We start from the raw sequence: 15,850 nt of genomic DNA on the forward strand, positions 1-15,850 counted from the left end.
GACCAGCCGACTCAACCGGCTCACTGAGCAGTCCACTCATCAACCCGACTGATCAGGACGACAACGGTTCGGTACAACCCGTGACCTGTTGTCGGTATCGGCCTATACGCTCGAACCCCACATCGAATCCCGGCTCAGGAGCGTTCATGTACGGCCACGGCGCGGCGCCGCCCGCTCGCGACTCGGGCACGGTCATCACCCTGCGCGTGGTGCTCGCCGCCGTCGGTTTCCTCTCGTGCGGCCTGCTCGCCTGCGCGCCGCTGTTCCGGGTCGCGTTCCTGCGGGGACGGGCCGTCGACTGGGTGCTGGCCTGGGCCAGCCTCCCGATGTCCATCGCGTGCTTCGCGGTGGTCGGCGCGCTGCCCGAGACCGACCCCAAGACCGACGTCGCCATGTCGCTGGTCCTGCTCCTGGGTCTCTTCAGCAGTGTGTACTTCCTGGTGATGGACATCCGGGTGCACCAGCAGCGGCGGTTCGCGGGCTACCCGGCGCCCCAGGGCCCGACCGTCCACACGGGCTACGGCTACCCGCAGCCGACACCCCCGTTCACATCGACGCTCCTCCCGCAGCCGCAGCCGCAGCCGCAGCCGCAGCCGCAGCCGCAGCCGCCGGTTCCCGCGCCCGGAGTCGTCCCGCCCCCGCCGCAGCGCCCCGCGCCCGCCCGCATCGACCAGGTGCGCGCCGAACTCGACGAGCTCAGCGACTACCTGCGCAAGCACGACAGCGGCCACGGCGGCGCGAACGGCGGCGGCACCGGCGGAGACAGCACCGGCGGCCATCACGACGGCGGCAGGTGACCGTGGCGACAGGGCGTGTCGTCGCCGGCCGCTATGAACTGTCCACGCTCATCGGACAGGGCGGCATGGGCCAGGTCTGGACGGCCTACGACCAGCGGCTCGACCGGCGCGTGGCGGTGAAGCTGCTGCGCCCCGACAAGGTGGCCGGGCAGGAGGCGGACGAACTGCGCCGCCGGTTCGTGCGGGAGTGCCGGGTGACCGCGCAGGTCGACCACCCGGGGCTCGTCACCGTGCACGACGCGGGCAGCGAGGGCGAGGAGCTGTTCCTCGTCATGCAGTACGTCGACGGCGCGGACCTCTCCGACCATCTCGCCGAGCACGACCCGTACCCCTGGCAGTGGGCGGTCGCGGTCGCCGCGCAACTGTGCGCCGTGCTCAGCGCCGTGCACGCCGTGCCGATCGTGCACCGCGACCTCAAGCCGCGGAACGTGATGGTGAAGCAGGACGGCACGGTCACCGTCCTCGACCTGGGCGTGGCCTCGGTCATGGACACCGACACCACCCGCCTCACACACACCGGTTCGCCGATCGGCTCGCCCGCCTACATGGCGCCGGAGCAGGCCATGGGCGGCTCGGTCGGCCCGTACACCGACCTCTACGCGCTCGGTGTGCTGCTGCACGAACTCCTCAGCGGAGACGTCCCGTTCGCCGGCTCCACGGCGCTCGGCGTCCTGCACCGGCATCTGTACGAGCCGCCGCTGCCGGTGCGCCGCACCCGCCCCGAGGTCCCCGAGGCGCTCGAAGCGCTCGTCCTGCGGCTGCTCGCCAAGGACCCGCAGCACCGCCCCGCGTCCGCGCAGGACGTCTACGAGGAACTGGCGTTGCTGCTGCCCGCGCGCGGGATGCCGACCGGAGCGCCGCTCGACCCCACCCGCCCCTTCCTGCGCCCGCACGCCCCCTGGCCGGACCGCGCGCGCACCCCCGCGCCCCAGCCCGCCCCCGTCACGCCCGTCCCGGAGAAGGCCGAGAAGCCCGACGTCGCGCGTGCGGTCGACGAGGTCAAGCGGCTTCTCGGCGAGGGCCGCATCACCCAGGCCGTGGACATCCTCGGCGCGATCCTGCCCACGGCCGCCGAGCAGCACGGCGCCAACTCCCCGGTCGTCCGCACCCTGCGCAAGCAGTACGCCGCCACCCTCATGGACGACGGCCAGTACCGGCGCGCGCTGCCCGAACTGCGCCGCCTCGCCGACGAACGCGCCGCCGAGGCCGGCCATGCCGACCCGCAGTCCCTGCGCTTCCGCTACGACGCCGCCCAGTGCCTGGAACAGCTCGGCGAGCCGGCGGCCGCGCTGGCCGAGTACCGCGCGTTGCTGCCGTACTACGAGAACCAGTACGTGGCCGGCGACCCCGAGCTCGCCCATGACGTCCGCCGCCGCATCGGCCACCTCCTGCTGGCGCTCGGCGACCGTCCGGCCGCCCACGACACCCTTGCGCGGCTGCTGCACGACGTGGAGCGGCTCAAGGGGCCGGGCCACCCGCTCGCCGCCGAGGTCCGGCGGACCCTCCAGTGGCTGGGCCAGGTGCGCGGCTAGAGGGGACACCGGGTACCTTTGCGCTGCGTTTCAGCCATGCACAGCACAACAGGGGTGGGGTCGTCCATGTCGTCCGAGTCATCGTCACCTGAGTCGCCTGAATCCTCCGGGTCCAGCCGGGCCGGCCGGTCCAGTCATCGGCAGTCGAAGAAGCGCAGATACGTCACCTGGGGCATCGCCGGGGCCGCCGTGGTCGCCGGGGCCGGCCTCGCCGCGCAGACCTCGATGGCCGCCACCGCCTGGCCCGCCCAGAAGACGTACACCGGACGCGCCTTCGACACCTGTGCCGCCCCCTCCCTCTCCGCGATGAAGGCCTGGCACGGCGGTCTCTACGGCGCCGCCGCCGTCTACATCGGCGGCAAGAACCGCGGCTGCGCCCAGCCCAACCTCACCGCCTCCTGGGTCAAGTCGGTCAGCGCGGTCGGCTGGAAGCTCATCCCGCTGTACGTCGGCGCCCAGCCGTCCTGCCAGACGGGCTCCAGCCCCGAGAAGCTCACCGCCTCCACCGCCGCCTCCCTGGGCGCCAAGGACGGCGCGGACGCGGTGGCCAAGGCCTCCGCGCTCGGCATGAAGGCCGGCAGCCCGATCTACCTCGACATGGAGTCGTACGACATCACGAACAAGGCGTGCAACGACGCCGTGCTCACCTATGTGCGCGCGTTCGACAAGACCCTGCGCGCCAAGATCTACCGAGCGGGCTTCTACGGCTTCACCAGCTCCAGTGCCAAGGCGATCGCCAACGCGACCGACAAGACCGACCTGCCGGGCAACCTCTGGTACGCGCTGTGGGACAAGCAGAACACCACGACGGCGGACTGGCCCTTCGGCAAGACCCAGTACACCGACCACAGCCGCGGTCACCAGTACCTGGTCAACAGCAAGGAGTCGCGGGGCGGTTACACGATCACCGTGGACCGGGACGCCTGGGACGGCCCGGTGGCGATCACCGGCTGATGCCCGCCCCCGCGGTGCGGGCGGCGCGCCGGTGCCCGAAGTCCTGGTGAATCGTTGGTCGAATGGGTTGGCCAGAGCCGGTCCCCTGCCTACCATCGATCACCGCAAGACTTTGTGCACCGTCGCACAATCTCCTCGGGAGGCTTCCTTGCACCGCCGTCGTCGCACCGCGCTCATCCTCTCCGCCGCCCTCGCCTGCGCGGCACCCCTGCTCACCGCCTGCTCCGACGACGCGCATCCCGGGGCGGCGGCCGTCGTCGGCGGCCAGCGGATCACCGTCGCGCAGCTGGAGAACCGGGTGACCGAGGTCCGCGACGCACAGCGGGCGGCCGTCACCGACGAGGCGCAGTACGCGCAGGCCATCGCCAAGACCGGCACCCTCACCCGGGACGTCCTGCACGGCATGGTCCTCGACCGGGTGCTGCACCGGGCGGCCGAGGACGCGCAGGTGAGCGTGACCCGCAAGGAGGTCCAGCAGCTGCGCGCCGGCCTGGAGGAGCAGGCCGGCGGGTCGAAGGGCCTGGAGACGGCCTGGCTCCAGCAGTACGGCATCGCGCCCGAGCGCCTCGACGAGAGCCTCCGCCTCCAGCTGGAGGCCCAGAAGCTCGCGGCGAAACTCGGCACCGACACCAGCGACCCCGCCTTCTGGGGCGCCCTGACCAAGGCCTCCAAGGAACTCGACGTCGATCTCAACCCGCGCTACGGCACATGGGACGCCCAGAAGAGCGCACGGGCCGACGCGAAGACCCCGTGGGTACGCGAGGTCACGGCGGCGGGCGGCGAGCGGACGGCGTAGGGGACGCCGGACGCGCTGCATCGCAGCCGCCCCGATCCGGCCCGGCACCCCGAAACACACCCCAAGCCGCAGGTCATACGATCACACCGCGACCCCTGCCCTGTGGACAACTCGATCTCCCCGTGGACGCCGTGCGTTAGCTTCGAACTGTGAACGCAACCGGCTTCGAGCCCGCCCCCGACCAGCACGGCCAAGGCCCCCGTACGGCCCCCGCCCCCGGCCGCATCGTCATGCTCACCACCAGCCACCGCGTCGCCCCCGGCCTGCTCTCCTGGCCCGCCTGGCAGGCGCTGCACGCGGCCGACCGTGTTCTCTGCGCGGACGGGGCGCATCCCCAGCTGCCGTATCTGAGGGAGGCGGGGATACGGGTGGACGAGGCCGCGCCGACCGCCGAGGAGCTGGTGGGCGTGTGCGCGGGCGGAAACACCGTTGTCGTCGTGGCCACGGGAGAGGGAGAGCCGGCGCTCACCGACGGGCTGGCCCGCCTGGCCGGTTCCGGACGCGTCGAGATGCCCGAGCTGGAGCTGCTCCCCGCCTCCTACGACCTGCCCGGCGCCCGGCTCCTGGACCTCGTGCAGGTGATGGACCGCATCCGGGTCGAGTGCCCGTGGTCGTCCCGGCAGACCCACAAGGGGCTCGCGAAGTACGGGATCGAGGAGGCCTACGAACTCGTCGAGGCGATCGAGGAGGGTGACCGCGACGAACTGCGCGAGGAACTCGGGGACGTCCTGCTCCAGGTGATCTTCCACTCCCGTATAGCGGAGGAGGACCCGGAGACCCCCTTCTCCATCGACGACGTGGCCGGCGGGATCGTCGCCAAGCTCATCCACCGCCACCCCCATGTCTTCGGGGACGAGACGGCCACCACCCCCGAGGACGTCAAGGCGCACTGGCTGCGCACCAAGGCGATGGAGAAGCAGCGCACCTCGGTGACCGAGGGCGTCCCCCTCCACCAGCCCGGCCTCGCCCTCGCGGCGAAGCTGGTGTCACGCGCACGGACGGCGGGACTGACGGTCCCCCTCCCCGAGGGCGAGGGCATCGGCTACGAACTCCTCGCGCTGGCCGCCCGCGCGGAAGCCGAGGGCACGGACCCGGAGGCAGCGCTGAGAGCGGCGGCACGGGCGTACCGGGACGCGATCCGCCAGACGGAGAAGGACGCCTGACCGCCTGACCGCCTGACCGCCTGACCGCCTGACCGCCTGGCCGCCTGGCCGCCTGGCCGAGAAAGACCCACGGCCCCGACTCCCACCGTCCGAGGCGCACGGCCCCGACCCCACCGCCCGAAGACCCACCCGGAAGCCCCGGCTACCGTCAAGGTGTGACCGACCAGCCCACCCCCGCCCCCGCACCTGCCTCGACCTCCGCCTCTCCACCCCCGGCTCCCGCCCCCGAACTCTTCACCTGGGAGTTCGCCACCGACCCCTACCCCGCCTACGCCTGGCTCCGGGAGCACGCCCCCGTGCACCGGACGCGGCTGCCCAGCGGGGTGGAGGCCTGGCTGGTCACCCGTTACGCCGACGCCAAGCAGGCGCTCGCCGACCAGCGGCTCAGCAAGAACCCGGCGCACCACGACGAGCCGGAGCACGCCAAGGGGAAGACCGGCATTCCGGGGGAGCGCAAGGCGGAGCTGATGACGCATCTGCTGAACATCGATCCGCCGGACCACACCAGGCTCCGACGGCTCGTCAGCAAGGCGTTCACGCCGAGAAGGGTCGCCGAGTTCGCCCCCCGGGTGCAGGAGTTGACGGACCGTCTCATCGACCGTTTCGCGGCGACCGGCTCCGCCGACCTCATCCACGACTTCGCCTTCCCGCTCCCCATCTACGCGATCTGCGACCTCCTGGGCGTCCCCCGCGAGGACCAGGACGACTTCCGTGACTGGGCGGGCATGATGATCCGCCACGGGGGAGGCCCGCGGGGCGGGGTCGCGCGGTCCGTGAAGAAGATGCGCGGGTATCTGGCCGAGCTCATCCACCGCAAGCGGGAAGCGCTGCCCGACGAGCCCACCCCTGGCGAGGACCTCATCTCCGGGCTCATCCGCGCCTCCGACCACGGCGAACACCTCACCGAGAACGAGGCCGCGGCGATGGCCTTCATCCTTCTCTTCGCGGGTTTCGAGACCACCGTCAACCTCATCGGCAACGGCACCTACGCCCTTCTCACCCACCCTGAGCAGCGCGAGAGGCTCCAGCAGTCGCTCGCCGCCGGCCGCACCGACCTCCTCGAGACCGGCGTGGAAGAGCTGCTGCGCTACGACGGCCCGGTCGAGCTCGCCACCTGGCGGTTCGCCACCGAGCCGCTCACCATCGGCGGTCAGGACATCGCGGCCGGCGATCCCGTGCTCGTCGTGCTCGCCGCGGCGGACCGGGATCCGGAGCGGTTCGCCGACCCCGACGTGCTCGATCTGTCCCGCCGTGACAATCAGCACCTCGGTTACGGCCACGGGATCCACTACTGCCTCGGTGCCCCGCTCGCCCGGCTGGAGGGCCAGACCGCGCTCGCCACGCTCCTCACCCGGCTCCCCGATCTGCAACTCGCGGTGGATTCAGCCGATTTGCGCTGGCGGGGTGGGCTCATCATGCGTGGACTGCGTACTTTGCCCGTGGAGTTCACTCCCGTCCGGTAATCGACCGAGGGGTCCCCTGAACCCCGCCGCACGGCCGCCTAAACATGACGCGCCCTCAAGTCTGTGATCTTCACGTGATCTACGCGGCATTAACTTGTGACAAGTGATCGAACCCCTATACGTTCACGGACCAACGCGGTGGTCCGTACCACTCGCCGCGTGGGTCTCTGAAGTCTCGGGAAAGGTCCCTTCATGCTCTCCGGGAACGGTCGTCACCGTCGCCCCCGTCAGGCTCCGGCGCTGCTCGTGGCGGCCGGTGTGACGGGATCCGCCATCGCGATCCCCCTGCTCGCGGCGTCCGGAGCGAGCGCCGCGACCGGCACCACCTGGGACCGGGTCGCGGAGTGCGAGAGCGGTGGCTCCTGGAGCGCCAACGACGGCAACGGCTACTACGGTGGCCTCCAGATGTCCCAGGAGAACTGGGAGAAGTACGGCGGCCTCGAGTACGCCAAGACCGCGGACCTGGCCAGCCGCAACCAGCAGATAGCCGTGGCGGAGAAGCTCCTCGACGACCAGGGCATCGCCGCCTGGCCGACCTGCGGTCTGCTCAACGGGCTCAGCAAGGACTCGAGCTCGGCCGGCGTCGACACCGGCCTGGCGAGCGGAACGCCCTCGGCTTCCGCGTCCGGATCGTCGGAATCATCCGTATCGTCTGATTCGTCCAACTCGTCGGGCACCGAGGACTCTCCCGGTCTGCTCGACTCCCTGGACGGCTCGTCCGCGACCCCCTCCCCGTCGGCCACCCCGTCCAAGAGTGGCGAAAGCACCTCCAAGGCGGGCGAAAGCGACACCAAGGGTTCCGAAGCCTCCGGCAAAGAAGACGCACAGTCTTCCGACGGCTCGCCCGTGGTGAGCCCAGAAGAGGACGAAGCGGACAAGTCCTGGCAGGAGGGCGGCTCTTCGGCCCTGGTGGACGTCGGCTCCCTCGGCGGCACCGGCAAGCACCGCGGCGACAGCGGGGACGAGGTCGCGACGAAGAGTGCGGGCACCTCCTCGGGCCGTCACGCCGCTCGCACGTACACCGTCAAGGAGGGCGACTCCCTCGCCTCCATCGCCGACTCCCTTGGCCTCGACGGCGGATGGCGCGCCCTCTACGCCGAGAACAGGGACCGCATCGGGGCCGACCCCAGCGACATCTCCGCCGGTCAGACGCTCGACACAGGGGTGGAATAGGGCCGAAAAGGCCTGAAAAACAGCGGGAGTTCACGTCACACTTCGCACCGAATGTCCACTTTGGTGAAAGTGTGGGATGAGTCTCAGAAGCCCTGATCGTCTTTGAAATTCCGCCGAGCGCATGTCTACCGTCGTCACCGCTCGGCAACCCGAGCCCCGTCTGTCGCAACGCCGAATCCTGCCAGCGGCCGTACGGGAACAGTCGTCGCGTCAAGCGCCGTAGGCAGGAGCGGGGGACCCAAGGTAAGCGCCGGGCCCAGCAGTTCACGCTGGACCGGCTTGGGGTGAAGTCACGCACTGTGCGTGACCGGGCAACTCAACCGGCCCGAACCCGACAGCTCACCTCGCAGGCGTCGGTGAGGGGATCCACCATGCTGTTTTCCGGCAAGGGCAAGCACCGTCGTCCGTCCAAGGCCACCCGCGCCGCCGCGCTCGCCGGCGTCACCGGTGTCGCCATCGCCGCCCCGCTGATGGCGGCCGGCAACGCCTCCGCCGCCACCGCCTCCGAGTGGGACGCCGTCGCCCAGTGCGAGTCCGGCGGCAATTGGTCCATCAACACCGGCAACGGCTACTACGGCGGCCTGCAGTTCTCCGCCTCCACCTGGGCCGCGTACGGCGGCACCGCCTACGCCCCGCAGGCCAACCAGGCCAGCAAGTCGCAGCAGATAGCCGTCGCCGAGAAGGTCCTCGCCTCCCAGGGCAAGGGCGCCTGGCCGGTCTGCGGCACGGGCCTGTCCAGCGCCGCCTACAACGGCGGCAGCTCGTCCTCCTCCAGCTCCTCGAACTCGGGCTCCAGCGCCGGCACCCGTTCGACCAACGAGCAGAGCGCCTCCCGCTCCTCCGAGCGTCCGGCGGCCAAGAAGACCGTCACCACCCCGACCGGCAAGAAGGTCAAGAAGGGCGACGGCGAGTACAAGGTCGTCAAGGGTGACACCCTCAGCTCGATCGCCGCGAAGCACAAGGTCAAGGGCGGCTACCAGACGCTCTTCAAGCTGAACAAGGACATCATCGAGGACGCGAACCTGATCTACCCGGGTCAGCAGCTGCACCTCAAGTGATTCCTACCTGAACCACAGCGCCCTCATACCCGTGGTCCTCATACTGAAGGCCTCGTGAGGGTCACCCCCCGTCCCCACGGGCTCCCCGCTCCGGTGCGTGTTCCCCCGTACGCACCGGGGCGGGGTTTTTTGTGCGCGCTTGCACGGCCGTCTTTGTTCAGTTCAGAAACAATTTACTCTCGGTTTCGTCCACAGGTCGGTCCACACGGTGGCCGAAGCCCCGGAGCCGGTTAGGCTCTAGTCGCCAGGCTCACCATTGCAGAAGGAGATGCTCGTGCCGTCCATCGACGTCGTCGTAGCCAGGGAAATCCTCGACTCGCGAGGCAACCCCACCGTCGAGGTCGAGGTCGGCCTCGACGACGGCAGCACCGGTCGTGCCGCCGTCCCGTCCGGCGCCTCCACCGGTGCCTTCGAGGCCATCGAACTGCGTGACGGTGACCCCAACCGCTACCAGGGCAAGGGTGTCGAGAAGGCCGTCCTCGCCGTCATCGAGCAGATCGGCCCGGAGCTCGTCGGCTACGACGCCACCGAGCAGCGGCTGATCGACCAGGCGATGTTCGACCTGGACGCCACCGACAACAAGGGCTCGCTCGGCGCCAACGCCATCCTCGGCGTCTCCCTCGCCGTCGCGCACGCCGCGTCCGAGGCCAGCGACCTGCCGCTGTTCCGCTACCTGGGCGGCCCGAACGCGCACCTGCTGCCCGTTCCGATGATGAACATCCTGAACGGCGGCTCGCACGCCGACTCCAACGTGGACATCCAGGAGTTCATGATCGCCCCCATCGGCGCGGAGTCCTTCTCCGAGGCGCTGCGCTGGGGCACCGAGGTCTACCACACCCTCAAGAAGGTCCTGAAGAGCAAGGGCCTGTCGACCGGCCTCGGCGACGAGGGCGGCTTCGCCCCGAACCTGGAGTCCAACCGCGCCGCCCTGGACCTCATCCTCGAAGCGATCAAGGAAGCCGGTTACATCCCCGGCGAGCAGGTCGCCCTGGCGCTCGACGTCGCCGCCTCCGAGTTCTACAAGGACGGCAAGTACCAGTTCGAGGGCAAGGACCGCTCCGCCGCCGAGATGACGGAGTACTACGAGGAGCTCGTGGCGGCCTACCCGCTCGTCTCCATCGAGGACCCGCTGTTCGAGGACGACTGGGCCGGCTGGAAGGTCCTCACCGACAAGCTGGGCGACAAGGTCCAGATCGTCGGCGACGACCTCTTCGTCACCAACCCGGAGCGCCTGGCCCGCGGCATCGAGGACGGCGCCGCCAACGCGCTGCTCGTCAAGGTGAACCAGATCGGCTCGCTCACCGAGACCCTGGACGCCGTGGAGCTCGCCCAGCGCAGCGGCTTCAAGTGCATGATGTCCCACCGCTCCGGCGAGACCGAGGACGTCACCATCGCCGACCTGGCCGTCGCCACCAACTGCGGCCAGATCAAGACCGGCGCCCCGGCCCGCTCCGAGCGCGTCGCCAAGTACAACCAGCTCCTGCGCATCGAGGAGATCCTCGACGACGCCGCGGTCTACGCCGGCCGCAGCGCGTTCCCGCGCTTCAAGGGCTGAGCAGCAACAAGGGCTGAGCCGTAAAGGGCCAATCCTTAGCCAGTCGTACGTACGTCCCCGTACCGGTCCCGTACCGTGTGCGGGGACGTACGCACGTAGAAGGGGAGGCGGAGAGCCGATGGCCGTGAAGGACCGGGACCGTTTCTCCACCGCGACACGGATCAAGCTGCTCGGCGAGCAGACCGCGGCCAGGGTCTACCGCTCCCAGACCAAACGGCAGGCCCGGCGCTCGCGGCTGACCGGCCGGGCCGCGCTGCTCGCCCTCGTGCTGTGCACCCTCGTGGTGGCGCTGGCGTACCCGATAAGGCAGTACGTCTCCCAGCGCGCCGAGATCTCCGATCTCCAGCGGGAGAAGGCACAGGCCGCCGAGCGGGTCGAGAAGCTGCGCGATCTCAAGGCGCGCTGGCAGGACGACACGTACGCGGAGCAGCAGATCCGGCAGCGGCTGCACTACGTGCTGCCGGGGGAGACGGGCTTCGTGGTCGTCGACCCGGACGCGGCGAAGCAGTCCCGCACCGATCTCGGGGCGGCCGACCGCCCCTGGTACTCCAACGTCTGGGACGGCGTCGACAAGTCCGACGCCGCCGACCAGTAGACCGAACGATAGAAAGACAGGCATGGAAACGCCTCCGCCCTCCACCCCGCGCACCGAGCCGACCGACGCGGACGTCGAGGCCTTCAAGCAGCAGCTCGGCCGGCCGCCGCGCGGGCTGCGCGCGATCGCGCACCGCTGCCCCTGCGGTCAGCCGGACGTGGTGGAGACGGCGCCCCGCCTCCCCGACGGCACGCCCTTCCCGACGACGTACTACCTGACGTGCCCGCGCGCCGCCTCGGCGATCGGCACGCTGGAGGCGAACGGCGTCATGAAGGAGATGACGGAGCGGCTCCAGACCGACCCGGAGCTGGCGAAGGCGTACCGGGCCGCGCACGAGGACTACATCGCCCGCCGTGACGCCATCGAGGTCCTGGAGGGCTTCCCGAGCGCGGGCGGCATGCCGGACCGGGTGAAGTGCCTGCACGTCCTGGTGGGCCACTCGCTGGCCGCGGGCCCGGGCGTGAACCCGCTGGGCGACGAGGCGATCGCGATGCTGCCGGAGTGGTGGCGCAAGGGAGCGTGCGTGACCCTCGCCGAGCAGCCGGAGGACACCCAGTGACCCGCGTCGCCGCCATCGACTGCGGTACGAACTCGATCCGCCTCCTCGTCGCCGACTGCGACCCGGCCACCGGCGAGCTCGTCGATCTGGACCGCCGTATGACGATCGTGCGGCTGGGCCAGGGCGTCGACCGGACGGGGCGGCTCGCGCCCGAGGCCCTGGAGCGGACCTTCGCCGCGTGCCGGGAGTACGCGGCGGTCATCAAGGAGCACGGGGCCGAGCGGCTGCGGTTCGTGGCCACCTCCGCCTCCCGGGACGCGGAGAACCGGGACGACTTCGTCCGGGGCGTCCTCGACATCCTCGGCGTCGAGCCCGAGGTCATCTCCGGGGACCAGGAGGCCGAGTTCTCCTTCACCGGGGCGACCAAGGAGCTCACCGGCAGCGACCACCTGGCCCGGCCCTACCTGGTCGTGGACATCGGCGGCGGCTCGACGGAGTTCGTCGTGGGCGACGACCACGTGCGGGCCGCGCGGTCCGTGGACGTCGGCTGTGTCCGGATGACCGAGCGGCACCTGGTCGTGGACGGGAAGGTCACCGACCCGCCCACCGCGGAGCAGGTCGCGGCGATGCGTGCCGACATCGAGGCCGCTCTCGACCTGGCCGAGGAGACCGTGCCGCTGCGTGAGGCCCGCACCCTGGTCGGCCTGGCCGGCTCGGTCACGACGGTCGCGGCGATCGCGCTGGGGCTGGACGAGTACGACTCCGCGCGGATCCATCACTCGCGGATCGGCCTCGACCGGGTGAAGGGCATCAGCGACGCCCTCCTCAAGGCCACCCATGAAGAGCGCGCGGCGCATCCGGCGATGCACCCGGGGCGGGTGGACGTGATCGCGGCGGGCGCCCTCGTCCTCCTGTCGATCATGGAGCGGACCGGCGCCGAGGAGGTCGTCGTGAGCGAGCACGACATCCTCGACGGCATCGCGTGGTCGGTCGCGTAGGCCCCGCCGGGCACCTCTGCTGAGCAGGCAGAACAACGTATGAGCGACTCAGAGGGGCCCTTCGGGGCCCCTCTTCGGCGTGCCGCCGGGAAAGTTCGTGAAGTTCTTCACAAGGAATTGGGCCCTGTCGGACGACGAATGGGGGCCGGTTGACCCTTCCGGGGGCCCAACACCCCTGTGAACACGTTCAAAACGGTGGGTTGCGGACCTAGGGAGGGGAGTCTGCGAGGGGTCCCCGAGAGCCCCTCGGGAGCCCCTTTCCGGCACGGAGGGGCAGCTCACGCGGCATTGACAACGGAGATCCGTATACCGTGGTTCCCGTCCGGCGCCATGACCTGGATCACGTGAGTCGCGGAGGATAACACACACCCTCCAAGAGCTTGTGAAGGGGCGCACGAGCGACCCCCCTGGGGCGGGTGGATACTCGATGCCATGAGCACCACGGAGCGTCCCAGGATCCTCGTAGTAGGCGGTGGGTACGTAGGCCTGTACGCAGCTCGGCGCATCCTCAAGAAGATGCGCTACGGCGAGGCGACCGTCACGGTCGTCGACCCCCGGTCGTACATGACCTACCAGCCCTTCCTCCCCGAAACCGCCGCCGGCAACATCTCCCCGCGCCACGTCGTCGTCCCGCTGCGACGCGTGCTGCCGAAGGCGGAGGTTCTCACCGGCCGGGTCACCACCATCGACCAGGACCGCAAGGTCGCCACGATCGCCCCCCTCGTGGGCGAGGCGTACGAGCTGCCTTTCGACTACCTGGTGATCGCGCTCGGCGCGGTCTCCCGCACCTTCCCGATCCCCGGCCTCGCCGAGCAGGGCATCGGCATGAAGGGCGTCGAGGAGGCCATCGGCCTGCGCAACCACGTGCTTGAGCAGCTCGACAAGGCCGACTCCACCAAGGACGAGGAGATCCGCCGCAAGGCGCTCACCTTCGTCTTCATCGGCGGCGGTTTCGCCGGCGCGGAGACCGTCGGCGAGGTCGAGGACATGGCCCGCGACGCGGCCAAGTACTACAGCAACGTCTCCCGCGAGGACATGCGGTTCATCCTCGTCGACGCCGCCGACAAGATCCTCCCCGAGGTCGGCCCCAAGCTCGGCCAGTACGGCAAGGAGCACCTGGAGAGCCGGGGCGTGGAGATCTACCTCTCCACCTCGATGGACTCCTGCGTCGACGGCCACGTGGTCCTGAAGAACGGCCTCGAGGTCGACTCCAGCACCATCGTGTGGACCGCGGGCGTCAAGCCCAACCCGGTCCTGTCCCGCTACGGCCTCCCGCTGGGCCCGCGCGGCCATGTGGACACCGCCCCGACCCTCCAGGTCCAGGGCACCGACTACATCTGGGCCGCCGGCGACAACGCCCAGGTCCCGGACGTCGCCGCCCGCAAGGCCGGCGTGGAGAACGCCTGGTGCCCGCCGAACGCCCAGCACGCGCTGCGCCAGGCCAAGGTCCTCGGCGACAACGTGATCTCCGGCATGCGGGGCTTCCCGCAGAAGGAGTACAGCCACTCCAACAAGGGTGCTGTCGCGGGTCTCGGCCTGCACAAGGGCGTGGCGATGATCGTCATGGGCAAGATGAAGATCAAGGTCAAGGGCCGTCTCGCCTGGTACATGCACCGCGGCTACCACGGTCTGGCCATGCCGACCTGGAACCGCAAGGTCCGCGTCTTCGCCGACTGGACCCTCGGCATGTTCCTCAAGCGCGAGGTCGTCTCCCTCGGCGCGATGGAGCACCCGCGCGAGGAGTTCTACGAGGCCGCGCGCCCCGTACCGGCCGCCGAACCGAAGAAGACCGAGGCCAAGGCCTCCTGACCCGTTCCGGTCACCCGTGACCGGCCCTGGTCGCTGATCCACCCCGAAGGACCTTCCGCCATCCGTGGTGCGGGAGGTCCTTCGGCGTTCTCCGGGATTGACCATGACCTTTCGGTTGTTTACCCAGGTGGACAAATCCGGGATCCTCGTCACGGAGGTGTGGGTCATGGCGGGTGCCGCCCTGCGGCTGAAGAGTCTGCTCGAACAGTTGCTTGGATCCGAGCTGCCGGTGCGGATCAGGGCCTGGGACGGTTCACAGGCGGGACCACCCGACGCGCCCGCCCTGGTCGTCCGCAACCGCCGTGCCGTACGCCGGCTGCTGTGGAAACCGGGCGAACTGGGCCTGGCCCGCGCCTGGGTCGCCGGGGACCTCGACATCGAGGGCGACTTCTACGCCGCCCTCGGCCTGCTCTCCGGCCTGGTCTGGGAGCGCGCCGACACCCGCTCGGGCTGGCAGATCCTGCGCGACGCGCGGACCCGTGCCGCGCTGTCCGGCCTCGTCCGGCTCGGCGGGCTCCCGCTGCCCCCGGCCCCGCCCCGCGAGGAGATCCGCCGCGCCCGCGGCCATCTGCACACCCGGCGCAGCGACAAGCGGGCCATCAGCCACCACTACGACGTCGGCAACGGCTTCTACGAACTCGTCCTCGGCCCGTCCATGGTGTACTCCTGCGCCTACTGGCCGGATTCCGACGCCACCCTGGAGCAGGCCCAGCACGACAAGCTCGACCTCGTCTGCCGCAAGCTCGCGCTCCGGCCGGGGCAGCGGCTCCTCGACGTCGGCTGCGGATGGGGCTCGATGGCGATCCACGCGGCCAGCGAGTACGGCGTGAGCGTGGTCGGCATCACCCTCTCGCACGAGCAGGCCGCCTACGCCCGCAAGCGCGTCGCCGACGCCGGGCTCACCGACCGGATCGAGATCCGCGTACAGGACTACCGGGACGTGGCCGACGGGCCGTACGACGCGATCTCCTCCATCGGGATGGCCGAGCACGTGGGGTCGGAGAAGTACCTGGAGTACGCCCAGGACCTGTACCGGCTGCTGGTGCCCGGCGGGCGGCTGCTCAACCACCAGATCGCCCGGCGCCCGATGTCCGACGAATCGGCCTACGACCTCGACGAGTTCATCGACGCCTACGTCTTCCCCGACGGCGAACTCGCCCCCCTCGGCACCACCGTCACCCAGCTGGAGCGGGCCGGGTTCGAGGTGCGGGACGTCGAGTCGATCCGCGAGCACTACGCCCACACGCTGCGCCGCTGGGTCACCAACCTGGAGTCCGGGTGGCAGCGGGCCGTCCGGCTCACCGGCCCCGGCCGGGCCCGGGTCTGGCGTCTCTACATGGCCGCCTGCGCCCTCGGCTTCGAACGCAACCACCTCGGCGTCAACCAGGTCCTGGCCGTGAGAACCCCCGAATCCGGCGTCTCCGGGCTGCCGTTGCGCGCCCGCACCTGGAACTGAGC

The 15,850-nt window shown here is 70.4% G+C and carries 14 protein-coding genes and 1 riboswitch; all 14 genes read left to right on the forward strand.

Features of this window, described 5'->3' with window-relative positions; all coding sequences use genetic code 11:
• The first annotated feature begins 146 nt into the window (after positions 1 to 146).
• The 14 genes from H295_RS0123735 (at position 147) to H295_RS0123800 (ending at position 15,848) form a co-directional block, all read left to right on the forward strand.
• The gene (locus tag H295_RS0123735; protein ID WP_020137852.1) at positions 147 to 797 is read left to right on the forward strand and encodes a hypothetical protein; all 651 of its coding nucleotides are present in this window, start codon (positions 147 to 149) and stop codon (positions 795 to 797) included.
• Positions 798 to 835: 38 nt separating this feature from the next.
• Positions 836 to 2,329: a serine/threonine-protein kinase gene (locus tag H295_RS0123740; RefSeq protein ID WP_267974095.1), complete on the forward strand. Its 1,494-nt coding sequence runs from the start codon at positions 836 to 838 to the stop codon at positions 2,327 to 2,329.
• A gap of 66 nt (positions 2,330 to 2,395) precedes the next feature.
• Positions 2,396 to 3,283: a glycoside hydrolase domain-containing protein gene (locus tag H295_RS0123745; RefSeq protein WP_234021663.1), complete on the forward strand. Its 888-nt coding sequence runs from the start codon at positions 2,396 to 2,398 to the stop codon at positions 3,281 to 3,283.
• 148 nt (positions 3,284 to 3,431) lie between these two features.
• The gene (locus H295_RS0123750; protein WP_020137855.1) at positions 3,432 to 4,079 is read left to right on the forward strand and encodes a SurA N-terminal domain-containing protein; all 648 of its coding nucleotides are present in this window, start codon (positions 3,432 to 3,434) and stop codon (positions 4,077 to 4,079) included.
• A 149-nt stretch (positions 4,080 to 4,228) separates the two neighbouring features.
• Positions 4,229 to 5,242 carry a nucleoside triphosphate pyrophosphohydrolase gene (locus tag H295_RS0123755; RefSeq protein ID WP_020137856.1) on the forward strand — a complete coding sequence of 338 codons (1,014 nt, stop codon included), beginning with the start codon at positions 4,229 to 4,231 and terminating at the stop codon, positions 5,240 to 5,242.
• A 155-nt stretch (positions 5,243 to 5,397) separates the two neighbouring features.
• On the forward strand, positions 5,398 to 6,705 hold the full coding sequence (locus H295_RS0123760; protein ID WP_020137857.1) for a cytochrome P450 family protein: 1,308 nt from the start codon (positions 5,398 to 5,400) through the stop codon (positions 6,703 to 6,705).
• A gap of 192 nt (positions 6,706 to 6,897) precedes the next feature.
• Positions 6,898 to 7,878: a transglycosylase family protein gene (locus H295_RS0123765; RefSeq protein ID WP_020137858.1), complete on the forward strand. Its 981-nt coding sequence runs from the start codon at positions 6,898 to 6,900 to the stop codon at positions 7,876 to 7,878.
• 205 nt (positions 7,879 to 8,083) lie between these two features.
• Positions 8,084 to 8,246: riboswitch (cyclic di-AMP (ydaO/yuaA leader) on the forward strand.
• A gap of 3 nt (positions 8,247 to 8,249) precedes the next feature.
• Positions 8,250 to 8,936, forward strand: a complete 687-nt coding sequence (locus tag H295_RS0123770) for a transglycosylase family protein (RefSeq protein ID WP_020137859.1) — start codon at positions 8,250 to 8,252, stop codon at positions 8,934 to 8,936.
• Between the two features lie 268 nt (positions 8,937 to 9,204).
• The gene (gene eno, locus H295_RS0123775) at positions 9,205 to 10,491 is read left to right on the forward strand and encodes a phosphopyruvate hydratase (RefSeq protein WP_007382562.1); all 1,287 of its coding nucleotides are present in this window, start codon (positions 9,205 to 9,207) and stop codon (positions 10,489 to 10,491) included.
• 118 nt (positions 10,492 to 10,609) lie between these two features.
• Complete coding sequence (locus H295_RS0123780) at positions 10,610 to 11,086, forward strand: FtsB family cell division protein (RefSeq protein ID WP_020137860.1); 477 nt, start codon at positions 10,610 to 10,612, stop codon at positions 11,084 to 11,086.
• 22 nt (positions 11,087 to 11,108) lie between these two features.
• Complete coding sequence (locus tag H295_RS0123785) at positions 11,109 to 11,645, forward strand: DUF501 domain-containing protein (protein ID WP_020137861.1); 537 nt, start codon at positions 11,109 to 11,111, stop codon at positions 11,643 to 11,645.
• Positions 11,642 to 12,583: a Ppx/GppA phosphatase family protein gene (locus H295_RS0123790; RefSeq protein WP_020137862.1), complete on the forward strand. Its 942-nt coding sequence runs from the start codon at positions 11,642 to 11,644 to the stop codon at positions 12,581 to 12,583. The genes H295_RS0123785 and H295_RS0123790 overlap by 4 nt, the downstream gene beginning before the upstream one ends.
• A 432-nt stretch (positions 12,584 to 13,015) precedes the next feature.
• Positions 13,016 to 14,392, forward strand: coding sequence for an NAD(P)/FAD-dependent oxidoreductase (locus H295_RS0123795; protein WP_020137863.1), 1,377 nt, complete (start codon positions 13,016 to 13,018; stop codon positions 14,390 to 14,392).
• 166 nt (positions 14,393 to 14,558) lie between these two features.
• Positions 14,559 to 15,848, forward strand: a complete 1,290-nt coding sequence (locus H295_RS0123800; RefSeq protein ID WP_106960928.1) for an SAM-dependent methyltransferase — start codon at positions 14,559 to 14,561, stop codon at positions 15,846 to 15,848.
• The last annotated feature ends 2 nt before the right edge of the window (positions 15,849 to 15,850 follow it).

Source organism: Streptomyces sp. 351MFTsu5.1, from assembly GCF_000383655.1.
GTDB lineage: Bacteria > Actinomycetota > Actinomycetes > Streptomycetales > Streptomycetaceae > Streptomyces > Streptomyces griseorubiginosus.